Source organism: Micromonospora sediminimaris, assembly GCF_016863575.1.
Taxonomy (GTDB): domain Bacteria; phylum Actinomycetota; class Actinomycetes; order Mycobacteriales; family Micromonosporaceae; genus Micromonospora; species Micromonospora sediminimaris.
The window spans coordinates 1-20,054 of record NZ_BOPD01000020.1 but is presented as its reverse complement, the minus strand read 5'-3'; the positions used below and the strand labels follow the sequence as shown (position 1 = coordinate 20,054).

Below are 20,054 nucleotides of genomic sequence, written 5' to 3'. Positions count from 1 at the left end.
GCTCAGACACGGTGAAGCCCGCGGCAGTGGCGAGGAACGCCGAGCCGCGGGCTTCACCGTGTGAGTCGGTCAGCCGGTCGGTGAGGGACTACCGGAAGGGGCCGGCGGGCTCGGTGTGCCGTTGGTGCCCGCCGCCTGCTGAGCCTGCTGGAACGCGGTGAGCGCCTCGTCCAGCGCGGCCAGCGCCCGACCGTACCGTTCGAAGTCCCCGGATGCCTGGGCGGCACGCACCTCGGTGATCGCGGCCCGTACCCGCTCGGCGGCCGCACCGAGGTCGCCGGTGAGCGGCGGGGCGTCGCTCGGCGACGGAGTGGCTGTCGGCGACGGAGGTGGCTCCTCACCCTCGGGCGGTGGCTCCTCACCTCCGGCCGGCGGCGGCGGGTTACCGGCGGCTGCCTGCTTGCCCTGCTCGACCAGCTGCTTGATGCCGTCGGCGACGTTGTCCGCCAGGACGACGTAGGAGCCCCCGTCGCCGTACGACATCAGCACCTTCTGCAGCAGCGGATACGCGTCCTGCTGGTTGCTCTTGACGTAGACCGGCTCGACGTACAGCATCCCGTTGCCGAAGGGCAGCGAGAGCAGGTTGCCGTACTGCACCTGGGCCTGGTTGGAGGAGAGCAGGTTCAGCTGCTGCCGGATGGTGGCGTTGGTGTTTGTCATCCGCTGGTGCACCTGCACCGGACCGGAGATCGCCGTCTGGTCCGGCAGCTCCAACACCTGCAACGTCGGCCTGCCGTCCTGGTACGAACCGGAGATCAGTGCGGCCAGGTTCTGCCGACCGTTTGGGGTGACCGCGCTGGTGAGCTGGAAGCGTGGCGCATCCTGGCCCGGGAACTGCGTGTAGAGGTAGTACGGCGGCTGCTTCTGCCCGCTGTCCGGCGCGTCCGGCACGTTCGGCACCTGCCAGAAGTCCTGGCCGGAGTAGAAGTCGCCGGGGTTGGTCACGTGGAACCGGGTCAGCAGGTTGCGCTGCACCTTGAACAGGTCGGCCGGGTACCGGAAGTGGTCGGCCAGCGCCGGCGGGATCTCGGCGCGTGGTTTGATCAGGTCACCGCCGAACGCCTTGTTCCACGCCTTGAGCACCGGGTCGTTCTCGTCGAACTCGTAGAGAACCACAGTGCCGTCGTACGCGTCGACGGTCGCCTTCACGGAGTTGCGGATGTAGTTGACGTTCTCCCGGGCCAGCTGGATGGTGCCCCGGCCGGTCAGCTCGTCGGTGGTCTCCTGCTGGAGGTTGACCCGTTCCGCGTACGGATAGGTCGCGGCGGTGGTGTAACCGTCGACGATCCACTGCACCCGGCCGTCGACCAGGGCGGGGTAGGGGTCACCGTCAAGCGTGAGGAACGGCGCGACCTTCTCCACCCGGTCCCGGGGGTTACGCACGTAGAGCAGCTTTGAGTTGTCGTTGACCGCCTCCGAGAGCAGGAAGTTCGCCTCCTGCTCCTTGATCGCGTAGAGCAGGCGACGGGTGAACGAGCCGATCTCGACGCCGCCGGAACCGGTGTAGGTGTAGTACGACTCGGGTCCCTCACCGTCCTCGCCGCTCTCGCCCGCCGGGCGGTCGAACTCGGCCGGGTTGGCGTCCGCGTTCGGCTTGCCGACGATGGCGTAGTCACCGGTGGCCATCCGCTCGCCGAAGTAGATCCGGGGCTGGCTCGCCGGGATCAGGTCGGTCGGCGCGGCGCACGACTCCTGCGACCGCTCGCCGAGCGAACCGGAGACGAAGAACGGCTGCCCACCGCAGACCACCCGGTTCGCGGGCGCGGCCACCACCCCGTAGCCGTGGGTGTAGACGGTGTGCCGGTTGATCCAGTTGCTCTGCTGCGCGGTCAGCTCGCCGTAGTTGATCTCACGTACGCCGACCACGTAGTCCTGGGTGGCGCCGTTCAGCGTGTACCTGTCGATGTCGAGCTTGGGACCGAAGTCGTAGAAGCCACGGACCTGCTGGAGCTGGGTGTAGGTCTCGCTCACCAGCTGCGGATCGAGCAGCCGGACATTCGGCACCACTGACGTGTCGGTGGCCAGGCTCTCCGGCGGGTTCAGGTTGTTGGCCGAGTACGCCGAACTCTGGGTGATGTCCAGCCCGAACGACGCGCGGGTGGCGTCGATGCTGCGCTGGATGTACGGCGCCTCCTTGTCCCGGGCGCTGGGCTTGACCTCGAAGGTCTGCACCGCCCACGGGTAGATGCCGCCGATCGCCACCGCGGAGACGCCGAGCAGGGCCAACGAGATGCCCGGCCAGACCAGGTTGCGCATCCAGGCGTTGGAGAACACGATGATCGCGATCGCGACCACCACGGAGATGTAGGCGAGGATCTCCTTGGCCGGCAGCAGGGCGTTGATGTCGGCGTAACCGGCGCCGTAGACGTTCACGCCGTCGTTGTACTCCAACAGCATCGCTCGCCGGTCAAGCACGTACGCGACGGCCTTGAGCAGGACGAAGACCGCGACCAGCGTGCTCAGGTGGGCCCGGGCGGCGTTGCTCATCCGGTCGCCGACGCCCTGCAGGCGTACCCCGCCGAACAGGTAGTGCACGGCCAGCGCGCCGATCAGCGCCAGCACCACCGAGGTGAAACCGAGCCCCAGCAGGAACCGCCAGAACGGCAGCTGGAAGACGTAGAAGCCGACATCGACGCCGAACTCCGGGTCGTCCACACCGAAGTTGCCGCCGTGCAGGAAGAGCAGCCACTGGTTCCAGCGGCTCTGCGCCGACAGGCCGGCGAAGAGGCCGACGACAGCGGCGGCCGCAGTGATCCACAGGCCCAGTCGAGGGCCGAGCAGCATCCGGTACCGCTCCAGGGTGGCCTGTTCCGGTGAGTGGGGTCGCATCCGTGGGCGTAGCCGTTGCGCGAGCCAGAGATTGCCGCCGACGATCGCCGCCATCGCCAGGCCCGCGGCCAGGAAGAGCAGCAGCCGGGTGACCAGCACCCCCCGGAAGACCTCGGTGTAGTCGACCTCGGAGAACCAGAGCCAGTCCGTCCAGGCCTGCACTCCCCAGCCGAGCAGGGTGAACAGCACGAACACCCCGATCAGGACCCCGATCGTGACGCGTCCGCGTCGGCTCATCCTCGGCAGGGGGCTGCTGCTACGCATGACCACTGTTGGCTCCGCACGCTCGTTATGATCGGCTCCGACCAGGCACCCAGAGTACGGGGTGTTCCTGAAAGCGTGAGCGCAAGGTCATGCCGCGCGGCTCAGCAGTACGCCGGCTCGCCCCCGGAACGCAGCGTCGCCATCGCGTCCAACGCCTCGTCGAGCGTGCCCACCTTCACCAACGGCAGGTCCGGCTGCCGGTTACGGACCGCCTCGGCGCAGTTGGCCGCCGGCACCAGGAACGCGGTTGCGCCGGCCTGTTTCGCTCCGACCAACTTCTGCGGGATGCCACCGATCGGGCCTACCTGCCCGGAGTCGTCGATGGTGCCGGTGCCGGCGATGATCCGACCGCCGGTCAGGTCGTCCGGGGTCAGCTTGTCGATGATGCCCAGGGCGAACATCAGACCCGCGCTGGGGCCACCGATGTCCTTCAGGTCGAAGGAGAGGGTGAACGGGTGGGGCTGCTGCTGCTCGATCTCGATCCCGATCCGGGGCCGACCGTCGTGCTCCTGGCTGGTGATGGTGTCGGTTCGCGCGGCGCCGTCCCGGGTGTACCCGATCCGCAGGGCCGTGCCGGCCGGCTTGGCCCGGATGAGTTCGGTCAGCCGGGAGGCGAACGGCACCGGTTCACCGTCTACCGACGTCACCACGTCGCCGGGGCGCAGCACCGCGGCGGACGGCCCGTCGGCCGCGACCGTCTTGACCACGACCTGCACCTCGTAGCCGAGTTCCCGCAGCGCGGCGGTCTCCGCGCTGGTCTGCGAGACCTGGAAGTCCTCGGCGTTGCGCTGTTCCACCTCTTCCTGGGTCTCCCCCGGCGGGTAGACCAGTTCCCGCGGCACCACAGCCTGTTCGTCGGAGAGCCAGCCCTGAATGGCCGAGCGGAGCTTGACGCCGGGCTGCACCCCCACCGTGGTCAGCCGCAGTTGGCCGGCGGAGGTGGAGGTTTCCCGGCCGGTGACCTGGATGACCTCCTTGCCATCCTCCTGGCCCAGCGTGTCGACGGTCGGGCCGGGTCCGAGCACCACGTACGGAACGGGCGCGCCGAGCACCCCGATGCTGAGCAGTGCGGTGAGCAGGGCACCGAGCAGGACGGTCAGGCCGCGACGTCTCATGCGGCAGAGCGTACCGATCCCGGTCGCGGCTCCCGGTCGGCACGACGAACGACTTCGCCCTGAGCGGAACCGTGGTGGCGGCGGCTCCTGGCCCGGCGCGCGTACCGTAGACGTCGTGCCTGATATTCCGTTCGGTTTCGCGCTACCGGGTGGGCAGCCGCCCGACCCCAACGACCCTGCGCAGATGCAGCAGTTCATGTCGCAGTTGCAGCACCTGCTCTCCGCGTCGGGCAGCGGGCCGGTCAACTGGGACCTGGCCCGTCAGGTGGCGGCCAGTCAGCTCGCCGCGGCGGGCGACCCGGCGGTCTCCCCCTACGAGCGTCACGCGGTGGAGGAGGCGCTGCGCATCGCCGACCTCTGGCTGGAGCCGGCCTCCGCGCTGCCCTCGGGCATCCGCAACACGGTGTCCTGGAACCGCAACGAGTGGATCTTCAAGACGCTCGACGTCTGGCGCAAGCTGTGCGACCCGGTGGCCAGCCGGATGGTCGGCGCGATGGGCGACCTGGTCCCCCCGGAGGCCCGGGCCCAGCTCGGCCCGATGCAGTCGATGGTCGCCACTCTCGGTGGCGCGCTCTTCGGCGGCCAGCTCGGCCAGGCCCTCGGGTCGCTCGCCGCTGAGGTGCTCTCCGCCGGCGACATCGGTCTGCCGCTCGGACCGGCCGGCACGGCCGCGCTCATTCCCGCCAACATCAAGGCGTACGGCGATGGGCTGGAACTCCCCGAGGACGAGGTCCGCCTCTACGTGGCCCTGCGCGAGGCGGCGCACCAGCGGCTCTTCGAGCACGTTCCGTGGCTGCGGGGGCATGTCCTCAACGCCGTCGAGACGTACGCCGCCGGCATCCGGGTGAATCGGGAGGCGATCGAGGAGGCGATGGGACGGGTCGATCCGACCGACCCGGAGTCGATGCAGGCGATCGCCCTGGAGGGCATCTTCACACCGGAGGACAGCCCGACGCAGAAGGCGTCGCTGGCCCGGCTGGAAACCGCCCTCGCTCTGGTGGAGGGCTGGGTCTGCCACGTGGTCGACGGGGCTGCCGACGGCCGGCTGCCGAACGTCGTGGCGCTGGGCGAGGCGTTCCGTCGCCGCCGGGCGGCCGGCGGTCCGGCCGAGCAGACCTTCGCGGCCCTGGTCGGGTTGGAGCTGCGGCCCCGTCGGCTGCGCGAGGCGGCGGCGCTCTGGGCGGCGCTCACCGAGCACCGGGGGATCGCCGGCCGGGACGCGCTGTGGGGGCACCCCGACCTGCTTCCCTCCGACGACGACTTCGCCGACCCGGTGGCGTTCGCCATGGCCGACGTGGACCTGATGACCGAGTTGGAGAATTTCGACTTCTCCGCCCCGGGTGGCCCGGAGGAGAAGGCCCCGGGCGAGACGGAGCGCCGCGACGACACCGAGGGCGGCGAGGGCCGCAACTGAAAGGCCGGGCACGGCCGCGCCGAGGCGGCGACATCAGCCGCTTCGGCCGGCCCCGGACAGCAGCGACCGGGTGTGCTCCCACCCGTCCAGTGCCGGATCGAGCCGGGCCAGATCCGCCGGACCGCGCAGTCGGTGCCAGGAGGGGGTCACCGCCAGGTCGCCGGGACGGGGTGCCGCCGCCCGCACGGCCGCGGGCACCGTGGCGTCCATGTCCAGCGGTGGCAGCCAGGAGGGCACGGGTAGCCGGGCCGCCACCCCGAGCAACCCGGGCAGGCCGCCCTCGGCCGGGGCGACCGCTACCGGCCGGCTGGTCAGCGGACGCAGCAACTTACCGACGGTGAGTCCGGGCAGGTCGGGCGCGTCGCCCGCGACGACCGCCACCTGCTCGTAGCTGTCGACCGTCGCCGGGGTTCCGTCCGCCGGCCCAGCACCGGTCGCCGGATCCGTTCCGGCCGGGCCGCGGGCACCGGTGAGGGCGGCGAACACCGCGTTCGGGCTCGGCTCGGGCACCTCGTACACCGTCGTGCCGGGCCAGATCACCGCGTCGGCCAGCCAGCGGTCGGCTCTCGTGACCGCGACCGCGGTGTCCACCTCGTTGAGCATGGCGAGCAGGTCCACCACATCCTCAGCGAGCGCGCTGCGCCAGTCCACCGGGTCGACACCGGGCGGCGTCCAGGCGACCGGCGCGAGCAGCGCCACCACCACACGTCGGGCCATTCACCGACCCTACCGCTGCGGCACCGCGGCCCCGAGGTCCGTCAAGGGGCGCCGGCGACGGCCGCCACGCCTTCCAGATAGCCGCGCGCCCGTTCAGTCTTCGGGTACCTGCCTACCAGGGCCCAGAACTGCGCGTTGTGACTGGCCACGATGAGGTGGACCAGCTCGTGCAGCAGCACGTAGTCGATCACCCAGTCCGGCATCTCCTGGATCCGGTGGGACAGCCGGATCGAACGGTCCGCCGGGGTGCAGGAGCCCCACCGCCCATTCTGGTTGCTCACCCACCGGACGCTGGCCGGCAGGGCCTGGTTGCCGTATTCGGTGAGGTAGAGCTTGATCAGCCGGCCGGCGCGGGCCAGCAGTTCGGCGTCGGAGCGGACCAGGCGCCCCTCCCGGGCCGCCAGCCGGGCGAGCATCCGGTCGACCCACTCGCTCTCCTCGGCCCGGGAGAACTGGTCGGGGATGAGGACCACGACCCGCTCCCCGTCGCGGTAGGCGGACACCGTGCGTCGCCGACGCTGGCTGCGCCGTACCTCGACGACCGGCTTCCGCGGCCCTGCCATCAGTGGACCGCGCAGCCTCGGTTTGCTGTCACGTTGGCAAGCTAATGCGTTGTGACCAGGGGTCCGCAAGAGTCAACCCCCCGACACGCGTCCGGAAAATGGGGATTGGTCGCCAGGAGTCCCGAAAAATTCTTTGCCGGACCCGGGGCAGCCGTCACGGTCACCCTTCGTGGTGACCGCCGAGGTGTCACACCCGGGCCGACCAACACGGTAAGTGATCATCGCGGCGGAGCTCAAATCGGGGGGTCGGACCCCTGCTCGACACCCTCACCAGCGCAATTGCGGGATGCTGGTCGGCGTGTCCCCGGCAAACTGACTGATCTGACCCATTTCGGCGTGCACACTCTCGACGTCGCCTTGCTCACAGTGGCAATGCGCAGCTGACATGGAACCGCCCACACCTGGGTAGGGTCCGCCAACCGGTGGTCACGTAGGTGGCCAGCGGACAGGACCGGCGCCGGGCGCCCTGAGCGACCGCCACCGGGAGACCCACCGGGTCGTTATCGACCGGTGGACGACACGAGGAGGGCACACCGTGGCCGACCAGGCCCAGACCTACAACGGTTACTGCGTCAAGTGCAAGGAGAAGCGGGACTTCGAAGGCCGTGTGGAGGTCTCGAAGACCGGCATGAACATGGCCAAGGGCAAGTGTCCGGTATGTGGCACAACAGTGAACCGCATCCTGGGCAAGGCGAAGGTCTGACGTACGCGCACTGGAGCGGGGGGTGGCCTGCGGCCACCCCCCGCTCGCCTGCGTGGTGACTGTCGGACCACCGACAGTAGTACTCGCGGGTTGTGGATAACTCGCCGAAGCCTGTGGACAGCCCTGGATCCAGGGCCGGCCACCTGTGGACAACGATCGACGGAAAGCTTGGACGCGGTCACTATTCGTGCTCATGACGCGGACCGCCGAACGACCGTCCTCCCCCCGCCCCCGCCTGCTGCCGGGGCTCACCCGGCTCTGGCGCGACCGGCACACCCTTCAGCTCGGGCTCGGTCGGGAGCGGGCGGTCCTGGTCGAGGTGGCCGACCCCCGGGCGGCCCGGCTGCTCGACCTGCTCGACGGCACCCGCAGCGAACGGCAGGTGCTGGCCGGCACGGGAGTCCGCCCGGAGCATGCTCGCGCGCTGCTCGACGCCCTGCGCACCGCCGGTCTGGTGGTGCCGGCGCACACCCTTCTACCCCGAGACCTCACCGGGCCGCGCCGGGCCCGGCTCGCCGCCGAGGCCGGCGCGCTGGCGCTGGCCACCGCCCGGTTGCCGGGGACCCCCGCCCAGGTACTCCGGCGCCGCCTGGCCGCCCGGGTGACGGTCACCGGCGGCGGTCCGCTCGGCCCCGCCATCGCGGTGGCACTGGCCCAGGCGGGCGTCGGCCACGTCCACCCCGACCTGCCCGGGGTGGTTCGTCCGCTCGATCTCGTCGGCACCGGTATCGCCGCCACCGAGATCGGCAGTCCGCTCGACGCCGCGGCCCGGGCCGCGGTACAGCGGGCCGCCCCCGGCACCGGTACCGGCCCGCTGCGTCGGCCCCGCCCCGACCTGGTCGTGCAACTCGGCTGTGACCGGCCGGCCGCGCTGCTGGCCGCCGGTCACGCCCAACGGCGACAACCACACCTGTTGGTGGACATCCGGGAGGGAATTCCGGCGGTCGGCCCGCTGGTACGGCCACCGGTCGGCCCCTGCCTGAGCTGTCTTGACCTGCACCGGGCCGACCGGGACCCCGGCTGGCCCACGGTCGCGGCCCAGCTCGCCAGCACCCCGCCCGCCCCGGCCTGTGCCGTGAGTCTCCTGCTGGCCGCGACCGGATACGCAGTCGGCGAAGCGTTGAGCCAACTCGATGGCGGCACACCCGAGACCCTCGGCGGATCGGTCGAGGTGCTGGCTCCCGGCAGCCTCCGGCGACGCTACTGGCCGCCGCACCCGCGCTGCCGATGCGGCGGCTGACCGGTGCACCGGCAGCACGGGTGCGGCTGCACGGCAGCAGCGGGCCAGCCGAGTCGGTAACAATGACCAAGTGACCGACATCCCGCGCCGGGCCGTGTCCCGGACCGCCAAGCTCGCCGCTCTGCCGCTCGGCTTCGCCGGACGGACCGTCCTCGGCATGGGAAAGCGCGTCACCGGGCTCGCCTCCGACGTGATCTCCGCCGAGATCCAGCAACGCACGGCCGAGCAGTTGTTCAGCGTCCTGGGCCAACTCAAGGGCGGGGCGATGAAGTTCGGTCAGGCCCTGTCGGTGTTCGAGGCCGCCCTTCCGGAGGAGATCGCCGCGCCCTACCGGCAGGCGCTGACGAAACTCCAGGAGGCCGCGCCGCCGCTGCCCGCCGCCAGCGTGCACAAGGTGCTGGCGGAGCAGCTGGGGCCGGCCTGGCGGGACCGGTTCGTGAGCTTCGACGATTCCCCGGCCGCGGCGGCAAGCATCGGGCAGGTGCATCGGGCGGTGTGGCGGCTACCGGACGGTTCCGGCCGGAGCGTCGCCGTGAAGATCCAGTATCCCGGCGCCGGTGACGCCCTGCTCGCCGACCTGAAGCAGCTCTCCCGGCTGGGAGCCATGTTCCGGGCCATCCAGCCCGGGCTGGACATCAAGCCCCTCCTGGCCGAGCTGCGGGAGAGGATCACCGAGGAACTGGACTACGAGTTGGAGGCGGAGTCACAGCGTGCCTTCGCCGCCGGATACGCCGACGACCCGGAGATCTACGTGCCGGAGGTCTGCTTCGCCTCGTCCCGCGTCCTGGTGACCGAGTGGATCGAGGGCACGCCGCTGGCCGACATCATCCGGTCCGGCAGCGAGGAGCAACGCGACGAGGCGGGCCGCCTGATGGCAACTCTCCATCTCTCCGCGCCGGCTCGGGCCGGGCTGCTGCACGCCGACCCGCATCCGGGAAACTTCCGGCTGCTGCCCGACGGCCGGCTGGGCGTGATCGACTTCGGGGCGGTGGCTCGGATGCCGGAGGGTACGCCGGAACCGATCGGCCGCATCGCCGGGCTGGCCCTGCGCGGCGACGCCGACGGGGTGGAGGCCGGACTGCGGGCCGAGGGCTTCGTCAGTGGCGCGGAGCCGATCGACGCGCACGCCCTGTTGGAATTCCTGCGGCCGATGCTGGAGCCGATCGCCGCCGACGAGTTCCGGTTCACCCGGGCCTGGCTGCGCGCCGAAGCGACCCGGCTGGCCAGCCCTCGTTCCCCGGCCTATCAGCTCAGCCGACAGCTCAACCTGCCGCCGTCCTACCTGCTCATCCACCGGGTGACGCTCGGATCGATCGGGGTGCTGTGCCAACTGGAGGCCAAGGCCCCCTACCGGGGCATCCTGGAACGCTGGCTACCGGGATTCGCTCCGGTCGGTTGAGTGGTGACGCGGTGGGCGGGGACCGAAGGTCCCCGCCCACCGTCAGCGTGTTCGTCCTACAGAACGCCCAGTTCGCGGGCTGACCGGGCACGGCCGGTCATGGCGATGGTACGGGCGGATCGGGTTGCCTCAGTGCTCGTGGTGGTGCGACCGGCCTGAGGCCGGAGCATTCGAGCCCTCGACAACGCTTCGTGGAGTAGGTACATCTCGGCTCCGTTCGGAAGGTGCAGCACGGTGGTCAGCTTTCTCTCGGCCGGTGCGACACCGGCGGGGTCGGTCTGAATCGGGAACATGTCAGGCAGCCAGCCGGACAGCGCTGCGCGACGCGGCGAGCCCATTGGCCGCCAGCCGCGCCTCGGCCTCGACCCGCAACTCGGCGTCACGGGCGACGTCCTCCTTGCGCGGGCGGCCACGGGGCCGCTTGCGCGGAACGACCGCGCCACGCTCGAAGATCTCGCCACCCCAGACGCCCCACGGCTCGGCCCGCTCCACCGCACCGGCCAGGCACTCGACGCGCAGCGGGCAGTCCCCGCAGAGCGACTTGGCCAGTTCCAGCTCGGTGGGCGAGTCGGAGAACCACAGGTCGGGGTCGAACTTCCGGCAGGGCAGGTTCGCCTCCACCTCGACGCTCACGTCGAGCGGGGCCAACGCCAGACTCATCGCCCGGTCACCTCTCTCTCACTGCGATCTCGTGGATCGCGGTTCCGACGTACTTCGGCGGTGCAAAAAAAACTGAGGCCGCGGATCCCGGTGTGCGGGTTCCGCGGCCTCGAGGTGAGCCGGTGGTCTGTGGTCAGACCGGTCTACCTCGAGGTGGAACACCGCGGACGTCCATCCGCTTGTTGACGCCATCGACGCCCTTGCCCGTGAAGCCACTGCTCCCCTGGAGCCCGTTCGTGACCGGTGCGAGGATCAGCTCGGCCTGAATCTCGGCCCGGTGCACCTGCGGAGCCCACGGTCGCGCAGCGACGGTGGTGGCCCGGACATCCGTCAGCGGAGCGGCGGTCGTCAGGGCAGCCGACAGCGGAGCGACGGCAACGGGCAGCGCCGTCGGACGCTGGTAGATGTAGCTCTCCATCGGTGCCACCTCCTTGACGTTCACTCGTGGTCGACCCGGAAACAGACCCCGTGAGCAGCCCGAACAGGGCCCCCTCCCGAGGTGTGCCCTGAGGCTATGCCGGCCGGCCGGGCGAGGGCAAACGAATTAACGGTCGGATTCAGAAAGTTTTCTGCGGGCAGATTTCGTCGACGGTCGCGCCCCCCACCAACGCCAGCACCGCTTCCCCGTAGAGGCCCAGTTTGCGTGGCCCGATTCCGGCGATCGCGACCAGTTCCTCGGCCCGGCCCGGCCGCCGCTCGGCCAGCGCCACAAGCGTCGCGTCGGTGAACACCACGTACGCGGGTACCTTCTGTGCCCCGGCCACCCGGGACCGCCACTCGCGCAGCCGTTCGTGCAGCTCGTCGTCGATGTCGGAGGGACAGGTGGCACACCGGCCCAGCTTGCGGTCCGGTCCGGCGAGCAGAGTTGTGCCGCAGATCCGACAGGACACGATCCGGGTTGCGGCCCGCCGCTGCGGGGCCCGCCCCGGTCGGCCCGCGTCGACCCGCTCCGTCGTGCCGGCGGGCGCAAGTTGCGGCAGGAATCGACTCGCTCGCCGGGGCCGGCCGCCCGGTGAGCGCGCCGAGGCGTACGACAGCCAGAGCCACTGCCGGGCCCGGGTGATACCGACGTAGAGCAGTCGGCGTTCCTCCTCGACCTGCTCGGTGGTGCGCGCGTAGGTGGTGGGCAGAGTGCCCTCGGCCAGGCCGACCAGGAAGACGGCGTCCCACTCCAGCCCTTTTGCGGAGTGCAGGGAGGCCAGCGTCACGCCGTCCACGGTCGGCACGTGCTGCTGGGCCGCCCGCCGGGCCAGTTCCTCGGTGAAACTGGCAAGGGTGACCGGACGCTCCACCGCGGCGGCCACGCCGAGCGGCAGGATCTCCGGCGTGGCCGCGTACTCCTCGGCGAGCTGCACCAGCGCGGCCAGCGCCTCCCACCGCTCCCGCGCGGCACCTCCCGGCGGCGGAGCATCCGGTGCCCATCCCACGCCGGCCAGCGCCTCGACCACCGCCGCCCGCAACGGGGTCTCACCCGGTACCGACCGGGTCGCCGCGCGCAGCGCGACCATCGCCTGGCGCACCTCGGCGCGTTCGAAGAACCGTTCCGCCCCCTGGACCTGGTAGGGCACGCCGGCCTCGGCAAGCGCCTTCTCGTACGCCTCGGACTGCGCGTTGGTGCGGAACAGCACAGCGATCTCGCGGGCCGGGGTACCGGCGTCGATCATCGCCCGGCAGCGGGCGGCGACCGCGGCGGCCTCGGCCGGCTCGTCGGTGAAGATCCGCCGCTCCGGCTCCGGGCCGGCCGGCTGCTGCCCGACCAGTTCCAGGCGCAGCCGCGCCTCGGTGCCCCGCGCCTGCGAGATGACCGCGTTGGCGAGCCCGACCACCTGCGGCGTCGACCGGTAGTCGCGGACCAGCCGGACCACGGTGGCCGCGCGATGCCGACGCGGGAAGTCGACCAGGTAGGCCGAGGTGGCCCCGGTGAACGAGTAGATGGTCTGTGAGGCGTCCCCGACCACGGTCAGGTCGTCCCGTCCGCCGAGCCAGGCGTCCAGCAGCCGCTGCTGCAACGGGTTGACGTCCTGGTACTCGTCGACGACGAAGTGCCGGTACTGGTTGCGGACCTGCTCGGCGACGTCCGGATGCTCCTCGATCCCCCAGACCGCGGCACGCAGCACGTCCTCGAAGTCGATCATTCCGCCGGCCCGCTTGAGCCTCTCGTACGCGGCGAACACCTCCGCCACCTTCGCCGGCTCGTGCGACGTCTCCCGCAGCGCCTTGGCGGCGGCCACCACGTACTCACCCGGCTCGACGAGGGAGGACTTGGCCCATTCGATCTCACCGGCGAGATCCCGGGCCGCAGTCCGGTCGGCCCGTAGGCCGGCTCGCGCCGCGGCGAGCGTGACCAACCGGACCTTGCTGTCCAGCAACTCGGGCATGGCCCGGCCGTCGAGCAGCCGAGGCGCGAAGTAGCGCACCTGGCGCAGCGCCGCGGCGTGGAAGGTGCGTGCCTGCACGCTGGCCACGCCGGCCACCGCGAGCCGCTGCCGCAGCTCCGCGGCGGCCCGAGCGGTGAAGGTGACCGCGAGCACATGCCGGGCCGATATCTCACCGGTAAGTGCCCGGTACGCGATCCGGGACGTGACGGCCCGGGTCTTGCCGGTGCCGGCACCGGCGAGCACGCAGACCGGGCCGGCCGGGGCGGTCACCGCCGCGCGTTGCTCCGGATCGAGCCCGGCGAGCACGCGTTCGGACGCGGAGTTAACCACCACAGCGGGGAATTGTCGCAGCTTCCCCGGACGTTGCAGCGGATAGCCTGTGCTTGATCGGCAAGCCACCGGGCGCGACGTTGGAGGATCTGACCATGCTCACGATGTATTCCACTCCCTGGTGCGGCTACTGCTACCGGCTGAAGTCGCAGCTCGACCGGGAGGGGATCGCCTACCAGGTGGTCGACATCGAGCGGGATCCAGCGGCCGCCACGTTCGTGATGCAGGTGAACGGCGGTAACCAGACGGTGCCCACGCTGCGCTTCGCCGACGGCAGCGCGCTGACCAACCCGTCGATCAACCAGGTCAAGCAGCACCTGGCGAGCATCGCCGCCTGACCGCACCAGAACGCTTCCCGCACTTCTCCCGCGTCGATCATGAAGTTGTTGCCCAGGTAGCCAGCTACCTGGGCAACAACTTCATGGTCACCTGCGCCGGAGGGGGTCGGGGGTTCGAGCGCGGGCACCGACCTCGGCCTCGGGTGCTCGGCGTTGCGCGGGCACCGAGGGCCGTACCGGCGGCTCGGATGGTGGGCTCAGGTGGCGGCCACGCCAGAGGTAGTTGCCGGCGAGCAGGGTCGCCACGCCGACCGACGCGAAGACCAGCCGGTAGTCGAGCAGGGCGACGACGAGCGCGCCCATGCCGATCGAGAACGCCTGCGGGCACCTGACCGCCGCCTCGGCGGCGGCGGCTACCCGGCCGAGTAGTTCCGGCGGTGTCCGTCGTTGAATCAGGGTGTGCAGCCCGACCAGGGTCAACGGCAGCGACAGACCCGCCACCAGCACCGCGGCGAGGCCGAGCCACAGATTCGGGTACGCCAACATCAGCGCGGCAGGTCCGAACAGCGCCACCCCGACGGCCAGGGCACCCAGCTCGCCGACCCGCCGCAGCACGGCTGCGGAGAGCAGCCCACCCACCAGGCCGCCGATGCCCTGCACGGTGAAGAGCACGCCGACGAACGCCGGTTCCCGCCCGAGCCCCCGGTCCACGTACGCGAAGATCAACGACTCGGTGAAGCCCATCACGAGCGAACCGAGGCCGTATCCGAGCAGCGCCCGCCGCAGTGCCGGCTCGCCCGCGAGGTGGCGGAGCCCGGCGGCCAGTTCCTGCGGCCAGCGCGGTCGGTGCTCGGCGCCACCGGCCGACGCGACGGACGACGTGCGCGACGCGGACGACCTGCCTGACGCGGATGACATGGGCGGCGTGTGCGACGCGGACGACGTGCCGGGCACCGCGACCGCCCGTGGCGCGCCGACCACCACGGCCGCGACCAGGAATCCGAGCATTCCGACCAGGGCCAGCAGCCAGCCGCCGAGCGTCATGTAGAGGCCGGCACCGGCGAGCGGGCCGATCAACCGCAGTCCCTGCCGTGCCGTCTGCAACGCCCCGTTCGCCTCGCCGAGCAGGTCCGGCGGCACCAGTTCCCGCACCAGGCGGCTGAGCACCGCCCCGACGGTCAGGTTCGACAACCCGTACAGCGCGGCCACCGCGTAGATCAGCCACATGTCGCCCGCGTCGCGGACCGCGAAGAGGGGGGTGAGCAGCAGCGCCGTCGCGAGGTTGGTGGCCACGAAGAAGGGGCGCCGTGGATACCGGTCGACGAACCACCCGACCAGCGGCGCCAGCGTGCGTGGCGCGAGGATGACGAAGATCGTGGCACCGGCGAGGCCGTCCGATCCGGTGAGGTCCTTGACCCAGACAGCGAGCGCCAGCAGCAGGATCGACTCGGCTGTCATGCTGGCCAACAGCCCACCGAAGAGCAGACGGAAGTCCGGGCGACTCAGGACGGTGCGCATTGATCCTCCGGTGGCGCGACTCGGTGCGGCGGGCGGTTTCGGCGGAACCGGCGACGCGGATCGCGCCGACCGGAGTCGCTGTCGGGTCTGCGTATTTCTGATGACACGCCCTCCGCCGGTACCTCCGGCGCCGGTCGCGACGTCCATACTGACCGTGGGGGGCGAATTTCATACAGTTACCGTCGCGTCCGCGGCGGTCGACGGAAAAGAGGACACTGTGCCTCCTGCCGCACCCAGCCCGATCCTGCGCCGCCGCCGGCTCGGCGGCGAACTGCGCCGCTTGCGCGAAGCCGCTGGACTCACCGGCGATCAGGTCATCGAACGCGTCGGCTGGGCGTCCGCGTCCAAACTGTCCCGCCTGGAGAACGGCCGCAGCCGCCCCGATCCGGCCGACGTCCGGGACCTGCTCGACCTGTACCACGTCGACGACGCCCTCCGGCTGGAGCTGCTCGGCATCACCCACGAAGCCGGCGACATGCGTGGGTGGCTGAAGCGTTATCCGGCGATGACGCAACAGCAGCGCGGCTTCGCCGAGCTGGAGGCGGGTTGCGCCGAGATCTCCGAGTACAACCCGGTGCTGGTGCCGGGGTTGTTGCAGACCAGCGGGTACGCGCGGATGCGGATCTCTTCGGCCTGGCAGGTCGACCAGGCTGCCGGCGCCCCGGAGGCCGAGGACGAGATCGAGACGGAGATCAGGGCCCGGCTGGCGCGACAGTCGGCGCTGACCCGGGAGACCGACCCACCCCGCTACACCGCGGTGCTGGAGGAGTCCGCGCTCGGCCACCGGGCCGGGCCACCCGATGTGCTCCATGAGCAGTTGGCGCAGCTCTGCGAGCTGGCCATGCTGCCGAACGTCACGCTGCACGTGCTTCCCCGGGACACTCCGATCGGCCAGTGGTACCTCCCGCCGACCGCGTTCTCGGTCTATCGGTTCGCCGACCCCCTCGATCCGGAGACGCTCGCCATCGAAGGTGGCTTCACCGACGTCATGTCGACCGAGGTAATCACCCTAAATCGCTATAAAGTGGTGTTCGAGTGGCTATGCACGGCGGCACTCTCCGCAACGGACACCCTCTCCTGGCTGATCGACTCGTCGGGACGGTTGTCCGTAGCGGCGACCCCGCCCACTGTGGCGAGTGGTCCGGCAACGGCGCCGGCCCAACGCCGCAGTTCCTCCGGGCGCCTGACGGAACGGTGACCAGCACCGGCCCACCGTGGGGACGTGCGGTGCCACTCGTTCCATCGGTTCACCTCAGGAGCGCAACGATGAACGAGTTCCGCAACACACCATCCGTCCTCGCCCAACTCGCGGGCGCGCCCTGGCGCACCAGTACGCGCAGCCAGACCTCCAACTGTGTGGAGGTCGCACCGCTGTCCGACGGTCCCGCCGCGGTGGCGCTGCGCGACAGCAAGGACCGGGGCGGTCCGGTGCTGCTGTTCGGCCGGGCGGGATGGCAGGGCTTCATCTCCGGTGCCAGAAACGGTCAGTTCGACAACCACTAGCGCGTACGCCTGCGGGGCCGCCGGCTGCTCAGCCGGCGGCCCCGTCGTCGTCTGTCCCGCACCGACGTTGAGCAGGGATCGGATGATCGGTCGGGTCTGCGGACCGTTGGGCGCGTTTCACTTGCTGGGACGAGCGCCGGGCGTACGATGGCGGGGTAGTGACGTGGAACTTCCACGGTTCCACCCGTCGCGACACATCCGGAGACCCAGATGCGGTTCCTGATCGTTCGCACCGACATTCGCGCCGCCGCCGACGCCGACATCACCGCTGCCTGGGCCGGAGGCCAGCGGCTGCGGGACGAGACCGCCCGGCCCGAGCCACGTCGCCAGGTCGTCCACGCCGACGACCGCGACGCCGCACTGCTGCTGGCCCGCGCGATCGCCACCGTGGGCTCCGTACGCTCCGGTAAGCAGCGGGTCAAGGTACTGCCGCTGGACGACGCACACCACCAACGAGCCGCCCCCGGCTGGCCCGGCACCTGAACCACCACCCGTCCGTCGTGGTCGACCGGCTCCCCCGCCGAGTTCCTCACCCAGCCGACCACGACGGCCCGTGTCCCCGGTCCGTGACCGCCGCGGCAACGACGGTCACGGACCGGGGCCGCACTCCAGATCGCCGCTCAGCAGTCCCCGTCGAGCCACCGGTGCACCAGGAACAGTGCGATCGACGAGGGTGGTGGCAGCAGCAGTCGGGTGTCACCCACCTCGACGGTCCGTCCGGCGAGCGCCGCCTCGATCTCCTGCCGGGAGAACCAGCGCGCCTCGGCGATCTCAGCCGGATCCAGCCGCAGCGGGCGCCCCGGGTCGGCGATGGCCAGGAAGCCGAGCATCAGCGAGCCGGGGAACGGCCATGCCTGGCTGCCCGCGTACGTGATGCCGGAGACCTCGACGCCGACCTCCTCGCGGACCTCGCGCAGTACCGCCGCCTCGGCCGACTCCCCCGGCTCCAGATAGCCGGCCAGGCAGGAGAACCTTCGCCCGTGCTTCGTACTGGGCCAGGTGGCGTTGTTGCCGAGCAGGCACCGACCCTCGCCGCCGTCGATCCCGTCGTGCACGAGCACGATCATCGCCGGGTCGGTACGCGGCCACACCCGCTCGCCGGTCGGGTCCACCCGGGTCCAGCCGGCCTCGTCCGCCCGGGTCGGCTCACCGGTCACCGGGTGGTAGAGATGCCGCAGGTGCCAGTTGGTCAGGGCCAACGCGGTGGTGAACAGTCCGGCGTCCCGGTCGCTGAGCAGGTGCCCGATGGTGCGTAGTTGGGCCGACCGGGTCTCCGGCACCACCGGCAGGGTGCCGTGTACACAGAAGACCGGCGCCCCGTCCGGCTCGACACCGAGGAACATCGCGCCGGTGGCGAGGGCCGGCGGCAGGTCGTCGGCAGCCACCAGCACCAGCTCCGGCACGGCGGTGTCGGTACGCACCAGGGCCCGCCCACCCGCCTCGACGTCCAGCACCAGCACCCGCGCTCCGGCCCACGCCTGGGCCAGCCACTGCGGATCGGTACGCCGGTGCGCCGCGCGATCCAGCGTGGAACGGGCCAGCGGCGGGCTGCTGTTCCCGCATTCGCTCACCACGGCGCTCCACCGGAACGCCGGCCGGTGTGCGGCACCATCGCTCGACCACGACTACGCACGCCGGTGTGCGGCACCGTCGCGCGACCACGACGACGCACGCTCGTCACGGGACGGGAATGGTCTCGACCTGGGCCAGCGTGGCCAGTGACGCGGCGACCCGCTCGGCGTCGCCGAGCACGACCGTGACGGCTCGGGACGGAGCGAGATAGCGAGCCGCCACCTCGGTGACGTCGTCGACACCCACCTTCGCCAGCCGGGCCGCGTGTTCGGCCAGGAAGTCCAGCCGCAGCCCGTTGCCGGCGTACGCGCTGACCAGCGAAGCCAACCCGGCCTGAGTGGAGATGCCGAGCTGGAGTGTGCCGAGTGCGTACTGCCGAGCCTGTTCCAACTCGTCCGGCGCAGGCGGCACGGTGGCGAGCCGACCCAGCTCGTAACTCGTCTCCAGCAACGCCGGTGCCGTCACCTCGGTGGCCACCTCGGCGGCGGCCACCAGCACCGAGCCGGCCACCGCGTGCTCGATCAACGAGTGCGGGCCGTAGGTGTAGCCCTTGTCCTCCCGGATGTTCTCCACCCAACGCGAGGAGAAGTAACCGCCGAAGACCAAGTTCGCCAGTTGCAGGGCGGCGTGGTCGGGATGGGTACGTGGCACCGCCGGCAACGCCACCCGCATCGACGACTGCACCGAACCGGGTCGGTCGACAAGCAGCAGCGGACCCGGTTTCAGCGGCGGGGCGGGCGGCACCTCGACCGCGTGCCCGGCACCGTTCCAGCCGCCGAGGGCCTTCTCTGCCGCGTCCAACGCCCGTTCCGGACGCAGATCCCCGACCAGTACGAGCACCGCACCCGCCGGATGCACCCGCTGGGCGTGCAGCGACCGCAACGCCGCCGGGCGGACCGCGGCGACCTGCTCCGGCTCCGGTGTCTGCACGGCGTACGGGTGCCCGTCGAAGATCCGCCGGAGCAGTGCCGTACGGGCCAGGTGCGCCGGCTGGCTCCGGGCGACCTCGATGCCGTCGACGAGCCGACTCCGCTCGACGCCCACCCACCCGGCCGGGTAGTTCGCCCCGGTGAGAACCTCGGCGAGGATCTCCAGCATCCGGTCCAGCCCGGTGGCCAGGCCGGTGCCGGAGATCATCAGCCGGTCCGGGTCGAGCCCGGCGGAGAGCCCGCCGCCGATCTTCTGCAACTCGGCGGCGATCTGCACGCTGCTCATCGTCTCCGTGCCGGCGAGCAGGGTCTGCGTGAGCAGGTGACCCCGGGCCAGGTGAGCCCGTCCGAAGGGCATCCAGAGCCGCAGCTCCACCAACGGGACCGCCGGCCGGCGCACCACGATGACGGTGAGCCCGTTGCCGAGCGTGCGCTCGGCCTGCCGGGGCAGCTTGAGCCGGCGGGTCGGTCCCAGCGGCGGCAACGGTCGTCGCGGTGCGATCGCGGTCATCGTGCACCACCTTCCGTTCGTGACTGCGGGGCTCGCAAACCCGGCTCACTCCTCGCATTCACCGGGACCCACCTTCCGTTCGTGACTGCGGGGCTCGCAAACCCGGCTCACTCCTCGCACTCACCGGGACC

Annotated in this window: 18 protein-coding genes; 8 read left to right on the top strand and 10 right to left on the bottom strand. The window is 71.1% G+C overall.

The window, feature by feature from the left end:
* Nucleotides 1–69: 69 nt before the first annotated feature.
* Together Vse01_RS16965 and Vse01_RS16960 are read right to left on the bottom strand one after the other, a co-directional pair.
* Entirely contained in the window at nt 70–3,093 is a 3,024-nt protein-coding gene (locus Vse01_RS16965; RefSeq protein ID WP_170863443.1) for a UPF0182 family membrane protein, read from the bottom strand.
* A gap of 101 nt (nt 3,094–3,194) precedes the next feature.
* Nucleotides 3,195–4,208 (bottom strand): YlbL family protein, encoded by a 1,014-nt coding sequence (locus Vse01_RS16960; RefSeq protein ID WP_093405169.1) that lies wholly within the window; start codon nt 4,206–4,208, stop codon nt 3,195–3,197.
* Between the two features lie 184 nt (nt 4,209–4,392).
* Here Vse01_RS16960 and Vse01_RS16955 point away from each other — a divergent pair, with 184 nt between their 5' ends.
* On the top strand, nt 4,393–5,622 hold the full coding sequence (locus Vse01_RS16955; protein ID WP_093405167.1) for a zinc-dependent metalloprotease: 1,230 nt from the start codon (nt 4,393–4,395) through the stop codon (nt 5,620–5,622).
* Between the two features lie 33 nt (nt 5,623–5,655).
* Here the strand turns inward: Vse01_RS16955 and Vse01_RS16950 are convergent, their stop codons facing one another.
* Both Vse01_RS16950 and Vse01_RS16945 read right to left on the bottom strand, forming a co-directional pair.
* The gene (locus Vse01_RS16950; RefSeq protein WP_093405164.1) at nt 5,656–6,339 is read right to left on the bottom strand and encodes a hypothetical protein; all 684 of its coding nucleotides are present in this window, start codon (nt 6,337–6,339) and stop codon (nt 5,656–5,658) included.
* A gap of 41 nt (nt 6,340–6,380) precedes the next feature.
* The gene (locus Vse01_RS16945) at nt 6,381–6,902 is read right to left on the bottom strand and encodes a M48 metallopeptidase family protein (protein WP_093405162.1); all 522 of its coding nucleotides are present in this window, start codon (nt 6,900–6,902) and stop codon (nt 6,381–6,383) included.
* Between the two features lie 535 nt (nt 6,903–7,437).
* On the opposite strand from Vse01_RS16945, the gene Vse01_RS16940 reads away from it, so the two are divergent.
* From Vse01_RS16940 to Vse01_RS16930, 3 genes are all read left to right on the top strand, one after another.
* Complete coding sequence (locus Vse01_RS16940) at nt 7,438–7,605, top strand: DUF5679 domain-containing protein (protein WP_012014940.1); 168 nt, start codon at nt 7,438–7,440, stop codon at nt 7,603–7,605.
* A gap of 193 nt (nt 7,606–7,798) precedes the next feature.
* Complete coding sequence (locus Vse01_RS16935) at nt 7,799–8,845, top strand: hypothetical protein (protein ID WP_093405161.1); 1,047 nt, start codon at nt 7,799–7,801, stop codon at nt 8,843–8,845.
* Nucleotides 8,846–8,915: 70 nt separating this feature from the next.
* Nucleotides 8,916–10,244 (top strand): ABC1 kinase family protein, encoded by a 1,329-nt coding sequence (locus tag Vse01_RS16930; protein ID WP_093405158.1) that lies wholly within the window; start codon nt 8,916–8,918, stop codon nt 10,242–10,244.
* A 294-nt stretch (nt 10,245–10,538) separates the two neighbouring features.
* On the opposite strand, the gene Vse01_RS16925 is transcribed toward Vse01_RS16930, so the two are convergent.
* The 3 genes from Vse01_RS16925 to Vse01_RS16915 form a co-directional block, all read right to left on the bottom strand.
* Entirely contained in the window at nt 10,539–10,904 is a 366-nt protein-coding gene (locus Vse01_RS16925) for a WhiB family transcriptional regulator (protein ID WP_093405152.1), read from the bottom strand.
* Between the two features lie 133 nt (nt 10,905–11,037).
* Nucleotides 11,038–11,322, bottom strand: coding sequence for a hypothetical protein (locus Vse01_RS16920; protein WP_093405502.1), 285 nt, complete (start codon nt 11,320–11,322; stop codon nt 11,038–11,040).
* 139 nt (nt 11,323–11,461) lie between these two features.
* Nucleotides 11,462–13,615: an ATP-dependent DNA helicase UvrD2 gene (locus Vse01_RS16915; protein ID WP_093405149.1), complete on the bottom strand. Its 2,154-nt coding sequence runs from the start codon at nt 13,613–13,615 to the stop codon at nt 11,462–11,464.
* 92 nt (nt 13,616–13,707) lie between these two features.
* Here Vse01_RS16915 and Vse01_RS16910 point away from each other — a divergent pair, with 92 nt between their 5' ends.
* Nucleotides 13,708–13,950, top strand: coding sequence for a mycoredoxin (locus Vse01_RS16910; protein WP_093405499.1), 243 nt, complete (start codon nt 13,708–13,710; stop codon nt 13,948–13,950).
* Nucleotides 13,951–14,037: 87 nt separating this feature from the next.
* On the opposite strand, the gene Vse01_RS16905 is transcribed toward Vse01_RS16910, so the two are convergent.
* A complete protein-coding gene (locus Vse01_RS16905; protein ID WP_093405146.1) occupies nt 14,038–15,408 on the bottom strand; it encodes an MFS transporter in 1,371 nt (456 codons plus the stop codon).
* A 217-nt stretch (nt 15,409–15,625) separates the two neighbouring features.
* On the opposite strand from Vse01_RS16905, the gene Vse01_RS16900 reads away from it, so the two are divergent.
* The 3 genes from Vse01_RS16900 (at nt 15,626) to Vse01_RS16890 (ending at nt 17,394) form a co-directional block, all read left to right on the top strand.
* Entirely contained in the window at nt 15,626–16,606 is a 981-nt protein-coding gene (locus Vse01_RS16900; protein WP_093405143.1) for a helix-turn-helix domain-containing protein, read from the top strand.
* A gap of 68 nt (nt 16,607–16,674) precedes the next feature.
* Nucleotides 16,675–16,911: a DUF397 domain-containing protein gene (locus Vse01_RS16895; RefSeq protein WP_093405140.1), complete on the top strand. Its 237-nt coding sequence runs from the start codon at nt 16,675–16,677 to the stop codon at nt 16,909–16,911.
* A 210-nt stretch (nt 16,912–17,121) separates the two neighbouring features.
* Nucleotides 17,122–17,394 (top strand): hypothetical protein, encoded by a 273-nt coding sequence (locus Vse01_RS16890; RefSeq protein WP_093405137.1) that lies wholly within the window; start codon nt 17,122–17,124, stop codon nt 17,392–17,394.
* A 137-nt stretch (nt 17,395–17,531) separates the two neighbouring features.
* On the opposite strand, the gene nudC is transcribed toward Vse01_RS16890, so the two are convergent.
* Nucleotides 17,532–18,482, bottom strand: coding sequence for an NAD(+) diphosphatase (nudC, locus tag Vse01_RS16885; RefSeq protein ID WP_373870680.1), 951 nt, complete (start codon nt 18,480–18,482; stop codon nt 17,532–17,534).
* Between the two features lie 106 nt (nt 18,483–18,588).
* Nucleotides 18,589–19,923 carry a M16 family metallopeptidase gene (locus Vse01_RS16880; RefSeq protein ID WP_093405132.1) on the bottom strand — a complete coding sequence of 445 codons (1,335 nt, stop codon included), beginning with the start codon at nt 19,921–19,923 and terminating at the stop codon, nt 18,589–18,591.
* Between the last annotated feature and the right edge of the window lie 131 nt (nt 19,924–20,054).